Here is a 15,949-nt window from a genome sequence, read left to right on the forward strand (position 1 = left end):
CTTTTGGGTTGGGGAATTAAGCTGGTATAGCCTCTGTGCTGACGGAAGACAGAATATACGAGAAATACACATCCTCTAAATCTGCCTCTACACTTTCAAATGAAGGATCAGGATTGGCATCCGATAATACATGGATTTCTGGTTTCCCTGCAATTAATCGGTCAGAAATTACTGTGAACTGCTCTTTGTATTTCTCCAGCTCTGCTTTTTCTATCTTCTTGCGCCACACCTTGCCTTTAATCGCATCCAAAGCATTTGAAGGACTTCCCTGATATAGGAGGTTGCCCTGATTTATGATTGCCATATTGGTGCACAGCTCCTTTACATCATCCACAATGTGGGTACTCAATATCACAACGGTGTTTTCTCCAAGCTCACTAAGGAGGTTTAAGAATCGATTTCTTTCGGCAGGATCCAGTCCTGCTGTTGGTTCATCAACGATAATCAATTTGGGATTTGAGAGCAAGGCCTGTGCAATGCCGAAGCGTTGTTTCATACCTCCGGAGTATCCTCCCAGGTTTTTCTTTCGCGCCTGCCACAAATTCGTTTTGTGAAGTAGTGATTCGACCAGTTCTTTTCGTTCTTTTTTATTGGAAACGCCTTTCAAAACCGCCAGGTGATCGAGTAGTACTTCCGCGCTGATTTTAGGATATACACCAAACTCCTGAGGCAGGTACCCAAGAATTTTCCTCACCTCATCTTTTTCCCTCAATACGTCCAGGTCACCTAAAGTGATGCTTCCGGAATCAGGCTCCTGAAGGGTAGCAATGGTTCGCATCAAACTGGATTTACCGGCTCCATTGGGGCCAAGCAGTCCGAACATGCCAGTAGGAATGTCGAGTGATACATCATTAAGTGCCTTTACCCCATTGGAGTAGGTCTTCGATAGATTTTTAATCAATAGGTTCATTGGTTGGATTATTTTTTAGTAAGATGCACATGGAGGTCTATAGGTGTCAATTTATTTCATTTTAGTGTTCCGGGGTTACATGAAATGATAAATGGTCGATCAGGCAGGTTGTATGACCTTATTCCTTAGGACTGTGGGATTGACAATCGATTCTTCTGTAAGTTTTTTTTGATTTCTGGAGACACAAATCGATGTATGAGCTAAAAATCAACCTCACTCGGGATGATAAATACGCTCAGCATTTTTCTTCACTTCATTGATATCCAGCGTCATGGGCTTTCGCTGCTGGTTAAGGAATAATGGAATCTGGTCATCATAGTGCGGACTTTCCTGACGATTGGATGCGCCAAAGACATTGACGGTCTCGATGATTGGAAGGCCGTCTTTGGGATATCGCACCATCATGATGTACGATTCGCCGGTTTTCGCTCGTACTTTTCCTTCCCCCATGTAATCAGAGTGCATGGCTGCAATGACATCCGGCAGCCCACCGATTGGGTATTCATCATCCCCCCGTACGAGCTTCTGATATTCACCCAGCGTTACATCAATCTTTCCGAAATAGAGAAGCAGGTATCTTCTCACATAATCCACTGCTTTGTAATACTGTTCGGTTGAGATGTTCTTGACATCAATTTTATCAGAAATACGGGCTAAACCCTGGTACAAAATATTCAGGTGAGCAGCTCCCATTGCATTCACGTCTGCTTTCTTATTCCAACTTTGGATAATCTCCAAAACTTGAGCCGCTGAATCCGCAAGGGCCGGATCCAGGTCAAATACAGGATTAAGGTCGATCCAATAAACAAGTGAGTCAGGGAGGGTAGCATCATATTTGATGTCCAGGAAATCATTCCAGCTAAGCTTATCGTACTGATCAATCAACTCCATGAAACGATAGCTTCGGTTGTTGTCAAAAGCACGATACCCCATGGTGGAATCGAAATCAGTGGGGTTTAGATTGTTGGCTGGATCTGTTGCGCTAAAAGCGCCATTGTTGGTATTGAAAAGATATCCTGATGACGGGTTTGTGATCTGGGGGAGATCGGAGAATGGATGGTATTCCTGAGGAATTGTTTCCAATGTGTTTCCCGGAAGGGTAGTACTCCAGTCATATTCAGAATTCCTAACGGGTACTTTGCCATTACCTACATAAAAGAGGCTGTCATACTTGTCCGCATAGACGATGTTAAAACTAGGAATGGCAGTCATGGACAAAGCTTCTTTAAACTCCAGCAGGTTGGTAGCTTTATTCATTTTATACCACTGTTCGATCGCCCGGATCTCTTCAAAAATGGCCATATGAAAGGCGAAAGCGCCTTTTGTATTTTTAACAACCGGTCCATAAACGGAGTAGTAAGCATCTCGTTTCACTCCGATCTTGATTCCCAGGAATACTTTGACTTTCAGTTTGATCTTTCGTTTTTCCAGCTCCAGCCACTCATCATCTACCCGGTACAGGTTTTCTTCTTCAGGATGCATTTCCAATTGAAATACATCGCGCTTATCAAAGTAGTTGACCGTATGAGCCCAACCTAAATGCTCATTGGTTCCATGAAAGATCACCGGTCCACCAGGGAATAATCCTCCAAGCATATTCCAACCTTCATCACTGACCAGATGCGCTTCATACCAGGCGGCAGGACCTTCCAATGGTTGGTGTGAGTTCACTGCCAGAAATACTTCATCATTGGTTGTTTTTTTTCTACTGATCGCAAAGGCATTGGATCCCTTCGTTTCAAAATCAACCGTATCAATATTTCCATCAAAGAGATTTCGAATCAGGTTATCAGCTCCATCCTGAACAGCCAGCTGTAAAACATACGCTTTGAAAATATCAGTCAGAGACACAGGAAATGCCTTTTTTACCAGCACTTCGTCTTTGTGCGATTCAGCGTATGCGTTCAATCCAGCAATGTATCCTTTGGCTATTTTGATGAATGCAGGATCCACTTCATCCAAATGCTCGTTGACGATATCCTCGCATCGTAAGAGCCCAACAACATAGTCAATGGGTGCACCATCCGGTCCCTGATAGCGTCCCATCATTTGCTTGGCTGCCAACAAGATCTCCTGAATGGTTTTAAAATCATCCTCCGCATGCGCCCAGGCTAAACCATAGGAAACCTGAGCATCTGTAGGGGCATAGATGTGCGGCACACCCCATTCATCACGAATGATTTCAATTTCAGAAGGGTTGAATTGCCCATTGCAAACGAAAGTTGCAAGAACCAATATCAGAACTAGTAATCGCATGGTCCTCCGGTCTTTTTGCTGTTAATTTAGGATTTTATTTACGTGCTGTTTTTGGTTCGTAATTCAAAATGGCACTTCTATTTCAAAATCAGATTCCCATGACTCAAATGACTATCGTCATTTTCCCAAGGGAATAAGGTTGATAAAGGAACCCGATTCCCTTGCGAACGACGAAGGAGTAAGACTTGGGAATCTCGTCTCTCAAATAGTAATTATAGACCACAGTTTGGGACTTCACAGCCAGATTTATGATTTCAATCTTCCAAAATCACCGCCGGCAAGTTAAGTTTTTTGTAGAGGTCATTGAATGCTTTTAACTCAATATTGATCAACTCATTTCTGCGATCAGCATACGATTCCCACTCTGCTTTAAGGTCGTCAAAGCGTTCTTTTGCTCCCTGCGTCAACCGTGGATCTGCCACATCAATGAATGATTTCAAGCTCATCAATTGACTGTTTAGCTTATTCTGGAAGTTGATCACATCCTGAAAGGTTTCTTGTTTCGGTTGGATGAGTTCGTTTTCCCAGTCTTCAATTTTCTGAACCAGTGCTTTAGCGGTATCTAATAAGCCCTTGGCTTCCTTCATGTCTTTCAGCCTTTTCTGATAGGCCTGAAGTTGTGACTTTCCTGACCTCATGGTATTGACACTTTCGTGCATGTCACGAACCATGTCCTCAATAGCTGTCAGCATTTTTTGCTGAGCGTCCCATTCGGTTTTAGCATATTCCTGACCGGGTACTTCCAGGATATTCACCTGAGTAGTTATGGTGTCTTCAGTTGTCAAAAGTCTGATGGAGTAAGATCCAGGGGCGACTCTTGATCCGGCGTAATCACCAAATGAGAACACACCATCCACTGCCGGAAGCGTCTCTCGTTTGAAGTCCCAGGTAAAGCGATTGAAACCCTTTTTGACTGGTAAAATCTGCGGAGCAGGAGGGCCACCCTGAAAGGATTTGAAGGATTCATCTTTTTGACTGGAATAACTTCTGATCACCTGATCTTTTTCCAATATTTCAACTCTCAATTCCACACTATCCGGTAATTCCTCGCTTAGGAAATAGTCAAAAGTCACTCCGGAAGGAGGGTTCTTCCCGGCTTCAACCGGCGCACTACCACCCAGGATTCTGTAATGATTTTCTTTGGTGAATACTGCGCCGTTTTTCTTTTCTTTTCCTAAGGTTCCCTGAATAGCACTCAAGTCATCCAATATCCAGAATGATCGTCCGGCCGTGGCTGCCACCAGGTCATTTTGTCGGATGGTGAGGTCATTGATTGGAACGATGGGTAGGTTTAATTGCAGCTTTGACCAGTTTGCTCCATCGTCCGGTGATACATAAAGTCCGGTTTCAGTGCCTGCATAAAGTAGGCCTTTCACTTTCGGATCTTCTCTCACCACTCGCACAAACCCATTCGGATCATCGTATCCGTTCGTGATCTTCGTCCATGATGCCCCGTAATCATTGGTTTTGAAAACCAGAGGCGTGAGGTCATTGAATTTATATCGCATCACAGTGATATACGCTGTTGCAGGATCATGCGGTGACACTTCAATTGAGTTGATGATGCCTTCCTGAAGTCCTTTTGGAGTCACGTTGGTCCAGTTTGCTCCTTCATCCTTTGTGATATGCACCAGACCATCATCAGACCCAACCCAAATCACTCCCTTTTCATGTGGAGAGGCGGCTAAGTACATGATCGTGTTGTAATTCTCTCCACCGGCCGCTTCGTTGGTAAATGGTCTGCCGCCCGGCCCTTGTTTGGTGGTGTCATTTCTTGTCAGATCAGGAGAAATGGTGTTCCAGGTGAGCCCACCATCCGTAGTTTTGAAAACCACATTACCCGCATGGTAAATGGTATTTGGATCATGCGTAGAGGCCACAATCGGTGCATTCCAGTTAAATCGATGACTAAAGTCTTTCGGAATGCCACTCAATCGTTGTTCCAGGTATTGCATCACCGGTTTTCCTTCTCCAGTTGATTTCTCCCATCGCTCGATAATACCCTGATAGCAGCCTCCATAAATGACCTCCGGGTTTTTCGGATCGAATGCCAAATAAGCACTTTCACACCCTGCTACAGAATACCAGTCTTTCCAGCCAATGCCCCAACCATTGGTCCGGCTTGGAATGGCAATGGCAGAATTGTCCTGCTGACCGCCGTACACATTGTAGGGAACCAGATCATCGGTGATCACCCGGTAAAACTGAGCGGTTGGTTGATTTTCTTGAGTCGACCAGCTATTGCCTCCATTAAACGAGACATTCGCTCCACCGTCATTGGAGTTGATCATCAGTTGGTTGTTGGTTGGGTTGATCCACAGGTGATGATTGTCCCCATGAGGAACAGAAACATTCGAGAAGCTTCTACCTCCATCGATGGATTTCATGACAGGTGCATTGAGTACAAAGACCTTATTCTCATCCTGCGGATCGGCAAATACTTCCATGTAATACCACGAGCGTGTGATGAGGACACGGTCCTTGTTTAACTGCGTCCACTTTTTCCCAGCATCATCGGATCGGTATAATCCACTTTTGCTCCCTTCAGCTTCGATGATGGCAAAGACTCTTTCCGGATTTGCTCTGGAAACGGAAATACCAGCTTTTCCAAACTCTTCAGGTAATCCTTCTTCCATTTTCTCCCAGGTTTCGCCACTATCCACTGATTTGTAAAGTCCCGATCCCGGGCCACCCGATCTTACGGTCCATGGGTACCGCTGATGATCCCACATCGCTGCATAGAGGATGCGTGGGTTGGTCATGTCCATGGATAGAGATGAAGCTCCTGTACTATTGTCTACAAACAAGATTTTCCGCCAATTGGCACCACCATCGATGGATTTGTAAATACCTCGTTCACTCGAAGGACCATACAATGCACCCTGAACAGAAACATAAATGATATCCGGATTGCTAGGGTGGATGACTACATCAGAAATATGCATGGATTTATCCAATCCGATGTGTTTCCAGGTTTTTCCTGCATCTGTGCTTTTGTATACGCCATCACCACTGGAGGTCATGACCCCTCGTACGGCATGTTCGCCCATTCCTGCATAGATGACATTCGGGTCTGATTCAGAAACGGAGATTGCTCCGACAGTTCCGGTCTTCAGTTGGCCGTCTGAGATGTTTTTCCAGTTGATACCACCATCGGTTGTTTTCCAGATACCACCTCCGGTTGTTCCCATGTAGTAGGTCATGGGGTCATTTACCACGCCACATGAAGCGACACTTCGCCCGCCTCGGGTCGGTCCAATATTTCGCCATTTGAGCCCCTCATACAGGGAAGCATCTATTTTGTTGGAGTCGGTTGATTTGGTTTTTTTCTTTTGAGCTTCCAAGGCCAAAACAGAAAGTACCAGAATGGTTAAAGTCAGGAGTTTCTTCATAATCTAATTAGGTTAGGATTATGAAGATACAAAGAGCTGATCACATAGCTGCTTGTTGTGTGATCAGCTCTCATTTTTCATATTTGAACGGTCATTCTTCTTTCAATGCATTGGCAGGATTAGCTACTGCGGCCCTATAGGATTTAGCACTCACAACTACCCATGTAAGTAATAGAATCAGGATAATGGGTACTATCAATAGATACCATGAAAGCTCTATTCGGTAACTATATCCTTCCAGCCAGGAGCTGAGCCAATAAAATGCGCCCGAGATTCCTATAGCTCCACCAATAATCACCAGACGGGTAAAGTCTTTGATCATCATCCGAAGAAGTGAAGGTACTGTAGCCCCCAGTACTTTTCTTACAGCTATTTCTTTGAATCGTTTTTGCAGAACGAAAGTCGTAAGTGCGAACAGACCTAAGAGTGCAATGATGATCGCCAAAAAGGAAAATGTAGTGAATACCTGACCAAACTTCAATTCACTTTCGTACTGTTTTTGATAGGAATCATCTAAGAAATGGCCATCAAAAGGATAACCTGGAACATGCTCGTTCCATTTTTGCTCCACCTGATTGAGCGTGTTCAGAATATCTGAAGTGTTCACCTTCGCCAAAACATACGCCTGATGGAACATTCCCACCTCTGAATTGATCGGACCGTATCTGTATATCAATGGATCGATCTCACTTTTCAAGGAGGCATAATTGAAATCTTTCATTACACCAATCACTCGATAGGTGTGACCACCGGGTCTTTGCAATTCTTTGCCAAGCGGCTCTTCCCAACCAAGCTCTTTCACCAATGATTCATTGATAACGACAGTTGCACTGTCAGAAACACTGTTATGTTCAAAAAAGCGTCCTTTTACAATTTCCAGTCCGAGGACTTTTTCCATGTCCGGAGATGCAAACCCATTATTAGGTGCAATGCGTCTGTTATCTTCATTTGGAACCTGGTACGTCCAGTCACTCGATCCATGGAAAGGAATATGGCTCGATTTGGAAACTACTTCAATGTCTGCAAGTCCTTCCAATTCATTCTTGAAAACATCGTACTTTTCTCCAAGCTGTCTTCCATTGTTTATCACGAGTGTCTGTTCTGTGTTGATACCGAGATCCTGAGACTGCATAAACATCACCTGCTTAAAAATGACAGATGTTGCAGCTACAAGGAAGATCGAGATGGCAAATTGAAAAGCTACTAACCCGCTCCGCAAGCCTTTTTTCCCTGCTTGCTGCATTTGACCCCTAAGCGCCTTCAAAGGTGTGAAGTTGGAAATGATATAAGCAGGATATCCTCCAGCCAATAAACCAACGATGAACAGAATAACAAGTATGGAAAGGATGTTAGTCAGTGAGAACAGGTCGGTTATTTCAAAAGCTCTGCCCGTAAGCTGATTGAAATAGGGGAGTGAGAAGACGGATATAATGACAGCTAATATGATTGCGAGAAAAGTTATAAGGATCGATTCTATTAAGAACTGTGAAATGATATTTTTTCGATAAGAGCCAAGCGCTTTTCTAATTCCTACTTCTTTGGATCTCACTGCAGATCTGGCTGTAGCCATATTAATGTAATTAACACATGCGATTAGCAGAATGAATAAAGCGACCATTGAAAAGACGACTACATTTTTTTTGTCTCCTCTGGCACCCATTGAAAAATGCGGATTCTCCAGATGGATTTCTCTTAATGGGTGGAGCGTAAATCCGTAGATCCGATCCGGATATTCTTCCACCAGATCTTCGAATGTAGCATGCCCGGAATACGCAATTAATTGTGGACCTACATATTTTTCGTAAAGACTTACCAGCTTATTATTCATTTCCTGACTTGTGATGCCAGGCTGAATTTTAGCATACGTCCAGAAATTGTTTCCTGTCCAGTTTTGATTGGCGGATACATTGTCCCAAACTCGTCCAATAAATTTGAATGGAAAGTGAGTGTTTTTAGGCGGATCCTTCACCACAGCAGTCACCTTCATATTGTTTCCATCAACAACAATGGTTTTTCCCATGGCCGATTCGCCCGGAAAAAATTTCGTAGCTAAGGATTCCGTGAGTACCAAATCCTCAGGCCCATTGATTGCGCTTTCTGGATTTCCACTTACAAACTCCATTTGAAAAACCTTGAAGATGTTTTCATCAGCCCAAGCAGATCCGTCTTGAAAAAAACTTTGGTTACCTATTTGAAAATGAGACTCCCAAAGCCCACTAATTCGAGTTGTAGCTTCCACCTGTGGATATTCCTCCATCATTGTTTTAGCCAGCAGCTCCGGTGTGTATCTTCCACGCTCACCATTTGCTACCCTGTATACATGCTCGCCTTCAGGATAAAAATTATCATAGCTCTGCTCATGAAATACATACATCATGATAAGGAGACATGAGGCAAGGCCTATGGCTAGTCCTGCAATATTTATCCCCGCGTAAGACTTCTGTCTGATCAGGGTTCTAATAGCAACTTTTAAATAATTCTTGATCATGGCAAGAGTGGTTAACCGTTCAAAATCTTCTAGTCCTTTTAAATATCTTAATCTGAAAAAGCGAATGGTGTTCCACCCGAACCTTCTTCTGGCTTTTTTGGTAGCTCCATCTCGTTCAAAGAGCTCATACAAGTCCCCCTCGATCTGCTCCAGGTATTTTTCTTTGTAGAAAAACTGAAGAAACTTGAGGGCCCATTTTGGTGGAGTATGCTTTTTCATCCGTATCCTAAAATCGTTTTGGGAATTTGGTTGTAAAGCTCATTTCTGGTTTGATACACATACGTGATCGCTTTTGAGCCTTCGGCTGTTACTTTAAATAATCTCTTTCTTCTACCGCCTCGTTCAGCACTTGCACCTCCCATATAGGAGGAAACAAAATCCTTTTTTTCAAGACGATCCAGTACCGTGTGGACTGCACTTATGTTAACCTTCCGTCCAATCTGGTTTTGGATTTCATCCATCACCTTGACTCCATATGCTTCTTCATTAAGGATAGCAACGATCATTAGTACTAGCTCCTCTAGTTCCCCCAATTGATATGATTTAATCTTCATCGCACATTTTCGCTTTTCGCGATACTTGTTTCATTCATAAATGTAAATCAAATACAATTGAAAAAAAGAAAGGTTGCATTTTGAAAACATTTTTGTTTCAGTATTCCATTGCGAACGACAAAGGAATGGGACTTTGGAATTAATTAGAAGATTCCCATGACTCGGCTTCCTGCTAGTAAGCCTCCCAAGGGAATAGTGATTAGGACGAATGGATTTTAAGCTTTCGCTCTTGGCCCCATCTCTACCACTTCCAAATTCTTGATCTCACCAGCTTCCAAATCAAACCTCAATAGTGTCTTCACTTTATGAAACCCATGCTTGCCTGCAGCACCCGGATTCATAAATAGAAGATTATTGACTTTGTCAGGCATTACTTTCAAAATGTGGGAGTGACCACAAACCAGTAGCTTAGGTTGGTATTGTTTCACATAGGATAGCACCTTCTTATTATACTTAGGAGGCTTTGCAGCAATGTGAGTGATGAGTACTCTGACCCCCTCTCGTTCAAATATTTCACCTTCTTTGTATTCCTGTCTCAGTTTACCACCATCAATATTACCCCAAACAGCAATGGTCGGTTTAAAAGCCTGAAGTTCTTCCAACACCTCCATGGTTCCGATATCACCGGCATGCCAGATTTCATCAACCTGTTCAAAGTATTTGAAGACTTTAGGGTCAAGGTATCCATGTGTATCAGATAGGAGTCCTATTTTCATTTTAAAAGGTCGTGTTAACAAATTTTAACAGCTTAGAAGCTGTTCACTATTGAACTTTTTTTCTTCAGTTTTTAAACTTGCCAGCGATTTTTGAAAGCTAGCAAATATGGCAATAGTAGTAGAGAATCTCACCAAAAAATATGGTGTTCAGAAAGCTGTAAATGATATCTCGTTTGAAATAAATACAGGTGAGGTCGTCGGTTTCCTCGGGCCGAATGGGGCGGGTAAGAGTACGACAATGAAAATGATCACCTGCTTTATGGCACCAACCATTGGAGATGTAACGGTTGAAGGCGCCTCCATCTTATCTGAACCGGAGGAGGTAAAACGAAAGATCGGCTATTTACCTGAAAACAATCCCCTGTACCTGGATATGCCCATTGTGGATTACCTGCGATTTAGCGCGGAGATTCAGGGAGTGGAAAAATCGGAAATACCTGCTCGCATAGGTGAGATGATCGAAAAATGTGGTCTGGATGCTGAGAAGCACAAGAGTATTCAGGAGCTTTCCAAAGGATACCGACAAAGGGTTGGGTTGGCACAGGCGATGATTCACGATCCGGAGGTGCTCATTTTGGATGAGCCAACTACCGGACTTGATCCTAACCAGATCGTTGAGATCAGGAAGTTGATTAAGGAGCTTGGAAAGGAAAAAACGGTCATCCTTAGCTCGCATATCCTTTCAGAAGTAGAAGCGACATGTGACCGTATTCTAATCATTAATAAAGGAAGAATTGTTGCAGATGGCACTTCGGATACTTTACGCCAACAGGCTCAAGGTCAGGAGCTGCTCACCGTTCATATTGAAGCTTCCAAAGGAGATATTCAGAAAGAACTGCTGGGATTAAAAACAGTAGAGACCGTTTCATTAATTGAAGGAAAAGAGCATTGGTTTACGGTGCAAAGCAAACCGGACGCTTCTTCAAGAAAGGAAGTGTTTGACATGTGTGTCAGTAAGAAATGGTATTTGCTTGAAATGACAGGCATTGAAACTCGCCTGGAGGATGTGTTTAGAAACCTAACCAACTAAAGTGATGAGCAAAGTTTGGATCATAACGAAACGAGAATTGTCGGCCTTTTTTGATTCACTCATAGCCTATGTGATGATTATCCTCTTTCTGGGACTCAGTGGATCATTTACCTGGTTATTTGGAACAAACATCTTTATGCTGGGGCAGGCCAATCTGGATGTGTTTTACGATGTGGCATACTGGTCTTTGTTCTTTTTTATTCCTGCTATTACAATGCGTATGATTGCAGAAGAAAGCAAGTCAGGAACGATAGAGCTGTTGATTACCAAAGCAATTTCAGATAATCAAATCGTCTTAGGAAAGTTTTTGGCTTGTCTGATTCTTGTCGGAATCGCATTGATGTGCACCATTCCTTATTACTTCACCATCAGGCAGCTAGGTAATGTAGATGATGGAGCCGTGCTTGGAGGATATCTGGCCATGATATTTCTTTCAGCCAGTTACATTGGTATCGGTCTTTTTGCCAGCAGCCTCACGCAAAATCAAATTGTGGCGTTCCTTTTAGCGCTATTCATAGGCATATTTTTTCACATGCTTTTTGACGTGATCGGATCCGGGTCCACGGGATTTATTGGAGAGGTATTTAGCTATTTAAGCATTCGTACACATGTTGATTCACTGAGTAGGGGAGTGATCGATAGCAGGGATATCATATATTTTCTTTCACTCATCCTTATTGGCTTACTAGGTACCCAAATCATGTTGTCTAAAAGAAATTGGAAGTAAGATGAAAAAGCAGACGATAATCATACAACTGCTGGTCATTATCGCGATTGTAATTGTTGGTAATATTCTGTCAAACCAACTATATCTCCGGCTAGATTTTACTGAAGATAAGCGATATACACTGAGTGATGCTACCCATGAGGTTTTAGAGGGTTTAGAGAATGTAATTACCGTAACCGCCTATTTTTCTGAAGACCTTCCACCACAGCTTTTGAGCAATCGTAAAGATTTTGAAGACATGCTCATTGAGTATGAACAGCGGTCAGGAGGCAATGTAGTGTATGAGTTTGTTAACCCAAATGAAGATCAGACCAAAGAGCAGGAAGTTCAGCAGAAAGGTATTGGACCTATTATGATCAATGTCAGGGAAAATGACCGGGTGGAACAGATGCGGGCTTATATGGGTGCGGTGTTGCAAATGGGTGATAAAAAAGAAATCATTCCTTTGATCCAGCCAGGTGCTGCGATGGAATATGAACTGACAACTTCGGTTAAGAAATTGTCAATCTCTGATAAGCCAAAGATAGCCTTACTTCAAGGACATGGGGAGGTTGGTCTTTCGACTATATCTCAGCTTCGGCAGCAATTGAATGTTCTTTATAATGTCGAGAACTATACCATTTCGGAAGGAGAAAATATCCCGTCATATTATCGTGCAGTCATCATTGCAGCTCCAAATGACACCATTCCACAAAGTCATTTTAATAAGTTGGATAACTACTTAAGTAGTGGCGGAAACATTTTTGTGGCATATTCTAATGTTCAGGGAGACCTACAGCAAGGGATGCTCACAACCTCTCCGGATATTGGCCTAGTGAAATGGCTTGAGGATAAAGGCATAAAGCTTGGTAGCGATTTTGTGATTGATGCAGAGTGCGCTACAATCACCGTAACTCAACGGCAAGGTTACTTTACCATCAATAGCCAAAAAGAATTCCCATTCTTTCTACGAGTGACCAACTTCGCGGATCATCCGATGACCAAAGGCTTGGATGAATTAACATTCACATTTACCTCAAGCGTCGTTCCGATAGCTAATGATTCAACCGTTAGTATTTCATCCATTGCTTCTACATCAGCCAATTCAGGGGTGGAGCGTGCGCCATCATATATTGATATACAAAGAAGATGGACTCAAAATGATTTTGGCATGGGTGTGCAGTCTTTGGCAGTTGCTGCCGAAGGAGTCAGTAAGGGGTTTGGAAAAATGGTGGTGGTTGGAAACGGGGATTTCTTCGTAAATGGTGAGGGGCAGCAAGCCAGGCAGGTACAAGCGGACCATGTGAATTTTGCTTCCAATGCGATTGACTGGCTGGCAGATGATACCGGGTTAATCGATTTGAGAACCAAAGGAATCACCTCCAGGCCACTGGAAAGCATTGAAGACAGTACCAAAAATGTGCTTAAGTACAGCAATGTGTTTGCTCCGATTTTATTGCTACTTATTTACGCATTCATAAGAAAGCTTCGCAATCAGCGAAAGAAACAAAAATGGATGCAAGGAAATTTCGAATAAATCTATGAGTCGATGAAAACGAAAAATCTGTTAATCATTTTAGGTGTTTTGGTTGTCGGTTTGGCAGTAGTTCAGTTGACTAAACGATCTGGAAAGAGTGATGCATTAGCTGATGAACTGGTTTCCATAGACACGGCTAAAGTATCCAGGGTGGAAGTTGTAACGCTTGAAGGAACAATGTCACTCAAAAAATCTGAAAATGGTTGGGAGGTTTCCTTACCGAGTGGAGGATTTAAACAAGCTAAAACAAGCTCAATTACTTCATTGCTAACCAACCTGAATACCATAAAGCCTGGTCGACTTGCAGCCAGAAAACAGGATAAGTGGAACGATTATGCAGTTGATTCAACAGGAACCAGAATTCGTATTTTCGAAGGAGATGATTTATCCTCTGATCTGGTGATTGGCCGCTTTGGGATGGAGGGGCAGAGAAGTTACTACACATTTGTTCGATTGTTTGATGATGAAAATGTATATGTCGCCGATAATTTCATGGGAATATCCGTAGGTAAAGAAGCTGTAGATTACCGAGATGGTTTATTAATGCGTTTGAAAAAAGATTCATTGACACAAATCAAATTTGATTATCCTGATAGTGCATTCGTCCTTACGAAAGATGAGCATTGGTACCTCAATGATTCAAGGGCCGACAGTGCATCTGTTGAGCAATATTTAAGAGGCTTAAGCTATGTGAATAGTAAAAATTTTTATGACGCAGAATTGCAATCAAATCCTTCACATACGATTACTTATTCTTTTACAAATGCTCCAGAGATCATGGTTAGCGGGAATCTGCAAGATGACACCCATATCATCCAAACCACAGAGAATAGACACGAGGTATTTAATGACAGCACCATTGCTGCGAAGCTATTCAAGGGAAAAAATGCTTTCCTGCCGACATCTGATTAATTTCTTAAATCATTAAATTCGTGAAATGAACCAAGAGAAGGTGTTGTCTCGTTAAAGGTTACAATGAAGATTTTACGAATTTTTTTAAGTACTGTACTTATACTCTTACTAGGTAGCTGGGGGCAGCCAGAAGTTGCTGAAGTTAATTGGCTTACTTTTGAAGAAGCCATTGCCCTGCATGAGCAAAAACCTAAAAAACTCCTTATTGATCTGTATACCGATTGGTGTGGCTGGTGCAAAGTGATGGATCAGAAAACCTACAGCAAGTCAGAGATTGCGAATTACATCAATGAAAATTTTTATCCGGTAAAGTTCAATGCTGAGCAAAAGGAATCGGTAGAGTTTCGTGGACACACATTTAATTTTGTAGCGCAGGGTAGAAGAGGAGTTCACGAACTGGCGGCTGCTCTTACCAGAAACCAGCTAAGCTACCCTACAACTGTTTTTATGGATGAAGAATTGAGAATAATTCAACCAATTGCCGGATACCTTAAGCCGGAACAAATGGAGCCCATTTTGCTATTCATTGGCGGTGATCATTTCAAGACGACAGCCTTTGAGGATTTTAAGAAAAATCACAAATCTTCACTCTGATCTGCAACCTTTGATTTTTTCTTGAATCTATATGAGTAAATATTGAGTACAAAGCTCATCCTAACTCTTAAATAAAAAGTCATGAAGAAATCATTACTAATAACACTACTCGGAATTTTTGTAGCAGGTGCTGCATTAGCCCAATCAGAAGAAACCAGAAGCTTATCTTCATTTTCAGAAATTTCAGCTCATGAAGGCATTGATGTTTTTATCAAAGCAGGCGATAAAGAAGAAGCCAGAATTGTCTCGGACAGTCACGATCTTGATGAAGTGCTTACGGAAGTGAGCGGAGGTCGTTTGAAAATACATCTGGAGGGAAATAATCACAGAAACATTGATGTAGATGTTTATGTGACCTACAAATCAATCAACGCCATATCGGCCTCTTCAGCAGCATCATTAACAGCAGAGGGTACGATTGACGCTAACGGAAGTGATTTTGATATAGATGTAAGCAGTGCAGGCGATATAGAAGCTAGTATCGAAAATGCTGATGAAGTGGAGATAGATGCTTCGAGTGCTGGAGATGCCAAATTAAGAATAGAGGCGATTGAAATAAATGCCGAAGTATCCAGTGCAGGAGAGATTGAAATATCAGGTGTTGTAAAGAAACAGGATATTCAGGCCAGTAGCTCAGGAGATTATGATGGGTACGATCTGGAAAGTGATGAAGTGGAAGCAAGTGCCAGTAGCGGCGGAGGCATTAAAGTTAATGTCAGTAAAAAATTGGACGCAAGAGCGAGTAGTGGTGGCTCTGTAAGATACAAGGGGTCGCCTACTTATTTAGATGCCAGCTCCAGCAGTGGTGGATCTGTAAGGAAATCCTAAGTTTTTCTAAAAAACACTTCATGGCC

The 15,949-nt window shown here is 42.5% G+C and carries 12 protein-coding genes; 6 read left to right on the forward strand and 6 right to left on the reverse strand.

Annotated features, from left to right (window positions below):
- Positions 1-16: 16 nt before the first annotated feature.
- The 6 genes from RIC88_RS19375 to RIC88_RS19400 form a co-directional block, all read right to left on the reverse strand.
- Complete coding sequence (locus RIC88_RS19375) at positions 17-910, reverse strand: ABC transporter ATP-binding protein (protein ID WP_350219232.1); 894 nt, start codon at positions 908-910, stop codon at positions 17-19.
- A gap of 213 nt (positions 911-1,123) precedes the next feature.
- Positions 1,124-3,166, reverse strand: coding sequence for a penicillin acylase family protein (locus RIC88_RS19380; protein ID WP_350219233.1), 2,043 nt, complete (start codon positions 3,164-3,166; stop codon positions 1,124-1,126).
- Between the two features lie 254 nt (positions 3,167-3,420).
- A complete protein-coding gene (locus RIC88_RS19385) occupies positions 3,421-6,558 on the reverse strand; it encodes a WD40/YVTN/BNR-like repeat-containing protein (RefSeq protein ID WP_350219234.1) in 3,138 nt (1,045 codons plus the stop codon).
- 91 nt (positions 6,559-6,649) lie between these two features.
- Entirely contained in the window at positions 6,650-9,265 is a 2,616-nt protein-coding gene (locus RIC88_RS19390; RefSeq protein ID WP_350219235.1) for an ABC transporter permease, read from the reverse strand.
- The gene (locus RIC88_RS19395) at positions 9,262-9,594 is read right to left on the reverse strand and encodes a PadR family transcriptional regulator (protein WP_350219308.1); all 333 of its coding nucleotides are present in this window, start codon (positions 9,592-9,594) and stop codon (positions 9,262-9,264) included. The genes RIC88_RS19390 and RIC88_RS19395 overlap by 4 nt, the downstream gene beginning before the upstream one ends.
- Positions 9,595-9,815: 221 nt before the next feature.
- On the reverse strand, positions 9,816-10,316 hold the full coding sequence (locus tag RIC88_RS19400; RefSeq protein ID WP_350219236.1) for a metallophosphoesterase family protein: 501 nt from the start codon (positions 10,314-10,316) through the stop codon (positions 9,816-9,818).
- A gap of 106 nt (positions 10,317-10,422) precedes the next feature.
- On the opposite strand from RIC88_RS19400, the gene RIC88_RS19405 reads away from it, so the two are divergent.
- The 6 genes from RIC88_RS19405 (at position 10,423) to RIC88_RS19430 (ending at position 15,923) form a co-directional block, all read left to right on the forward strand.
- On the forward strand, positions 10,423-11,346 hold the full coding sequence (locus RIC88_RS19405; RefSeq protein ID WP_350219237.1) for an ATP-binding cassette domain-containing protein: 924 nt from the start codon (positions 10,423-10,425) through the stop codon (positions 11,344-11,346).
- 4 nt (positions 11,347-11,350) lie between these two features.
- On the forward strand, positions 11,351-12,073 hold the full coding sequence (locus tag RIC88_RS19410; protein ID WP_350219238.1) for an ABC transporter permease subunit: 723 nt from the start codon (positions 11,351-11,353) through the stop codon (positions 12,071-12,073).
- A 1-nt stretch (position 12,074) separates the two neighbouring features.
- Complete coding sequence (locus tag RIC88_RS19415) at positions 12,075-13,589, forward strand: GldG family protein (protein WP_350219239.1); 1,515 nt, start codon at positions 12,075-12,077, stop codon at positions 13,587-13,589.
- Positions 13,590-13,601: 12 nt separating this feature from the next.
- On the forward strand, positions 13,602-14,501 hold the full coding sequence (locus RIC88_RS19420) for a DUF4340 domain-containing protein (protein ID WP_350219240.1): 900 nt from the start codon (positions 13,602-13,604) through the stop codon (positions 14,499-14,501).
- A 63-nt stretch (positions 14,502-14,564) separates the two neighbouring features.
- The gene (locus RIC88_RS19425; protein WP_350219241.1) at positions 14,565-15,095 is read left to right on the forward strand and encodes a thioredoxin family protein; all 531 of its coding nucleotides are present in this window, start codon (positions 14,565-14,567) and stop codon (positions 15,093-15,095) included.
- 81 nt (positions 15,096-15,176) lie between these two features.
- The gene (locus RIC88_RS19430; RefSeq protein WP_350219242.1) at positions 15,177-15,923 is read left to right on the forward strand and encodes a head GIN domain-containing protein; all 747 of its coding nucleotides are present in this window, start codon (positions 15,177-15,179) and stop codon (positions 15,921-15,923) included.
- Positions 15,924-15,949: the final 26 nt, after the last annotated feature.

This window comes from Ekhidna sp., from assembly GCF_040220215.1.
In the GTDB taxonomy this organism is placed as follows: domain Bacteria; phylum Bacteroidota; class Bacteroidia; order Cytophagales; family Cyclobacteriaceae; genus Ekhidna.

Bases quoted from the DNA above. Each gene is read 5' to 3' on its own strand.
- RIC88_RS19380 (WP_350219233.1), bottom strand. From the start codon at position 3,166: ATGCGATTACTAGTTCTGATATTGGTTCTTGCAACTTTCGTTTGCAAT.
- RIC88_RS19410 (WP_350219238.1), top strand. From the start codon at position 11,351: ATGAGCAAAGTTTGGATCATAACGAAACGAGAATTGTCGGCCTTTTTT.
- RIC88_RS19425 (WP_350219241.1), top strand. From the start codon at position 14,565: ATGAAGATTTTACGAATTTTTTTAAGTACTGTACTTATACTCTTACTA.
- RIC88_RS19375 (WP_350219232.1), bottom strand. From the start codon at position 910: ATGAACCTATTGATTAAAAATCTATCGAAGACCTACTCCAATGGGGTA.
- RIC88_RS19405 (WP_350219237.1), top strand. From the start codon at position 10,423: ATGGCAATAGTAGTAGAGAATCTCACCAAAAAATATGGTGTTCAGAAA.
- RIC88_RS19385 (WP_350219234.1), bottom strand. From the start codon at position 6,558: ATGAAGAAACTCCTGACTTTAACCATTCTGGTACTTTCTGTTTTGGCC.
- RIC88_RS19420 (WP_350219240.1), top strand. From the start codon at position 13,602: ATGAAAACGAAAAATCTGTTAATCATTTTAGGTGTTTTGGTTGTCGGT.
- RIC88_RS19430 (WP_350219242.1), top strand. From the start codon at position 15,177: ATGAAGAAATCATTACTAATAACACTACTCGGAATTTTTGTAGCAGGT.
- RIC88_RS19400 (WP_350219236.1), bottom strand. From the start codon at position 10,316: ATGAAAATAGGACTCCTATCTGATACACATGGATACCTTGACCCTAAA.
- RIC88_RS19415 (WP_350219239.1), top strand. From the start codon at position 12,075: ATGAAAAAGCAGACGATAATCATACAACTGCTGGTCATTATCGCGATT.
- RIC88_RS19390 (WP_350219235.1), bottom strand. From the start codon at position 9,265: ATGAAAAAGCATACTCCACCAAAATGGGCCCTCAAGTTTCTTCAGTTT.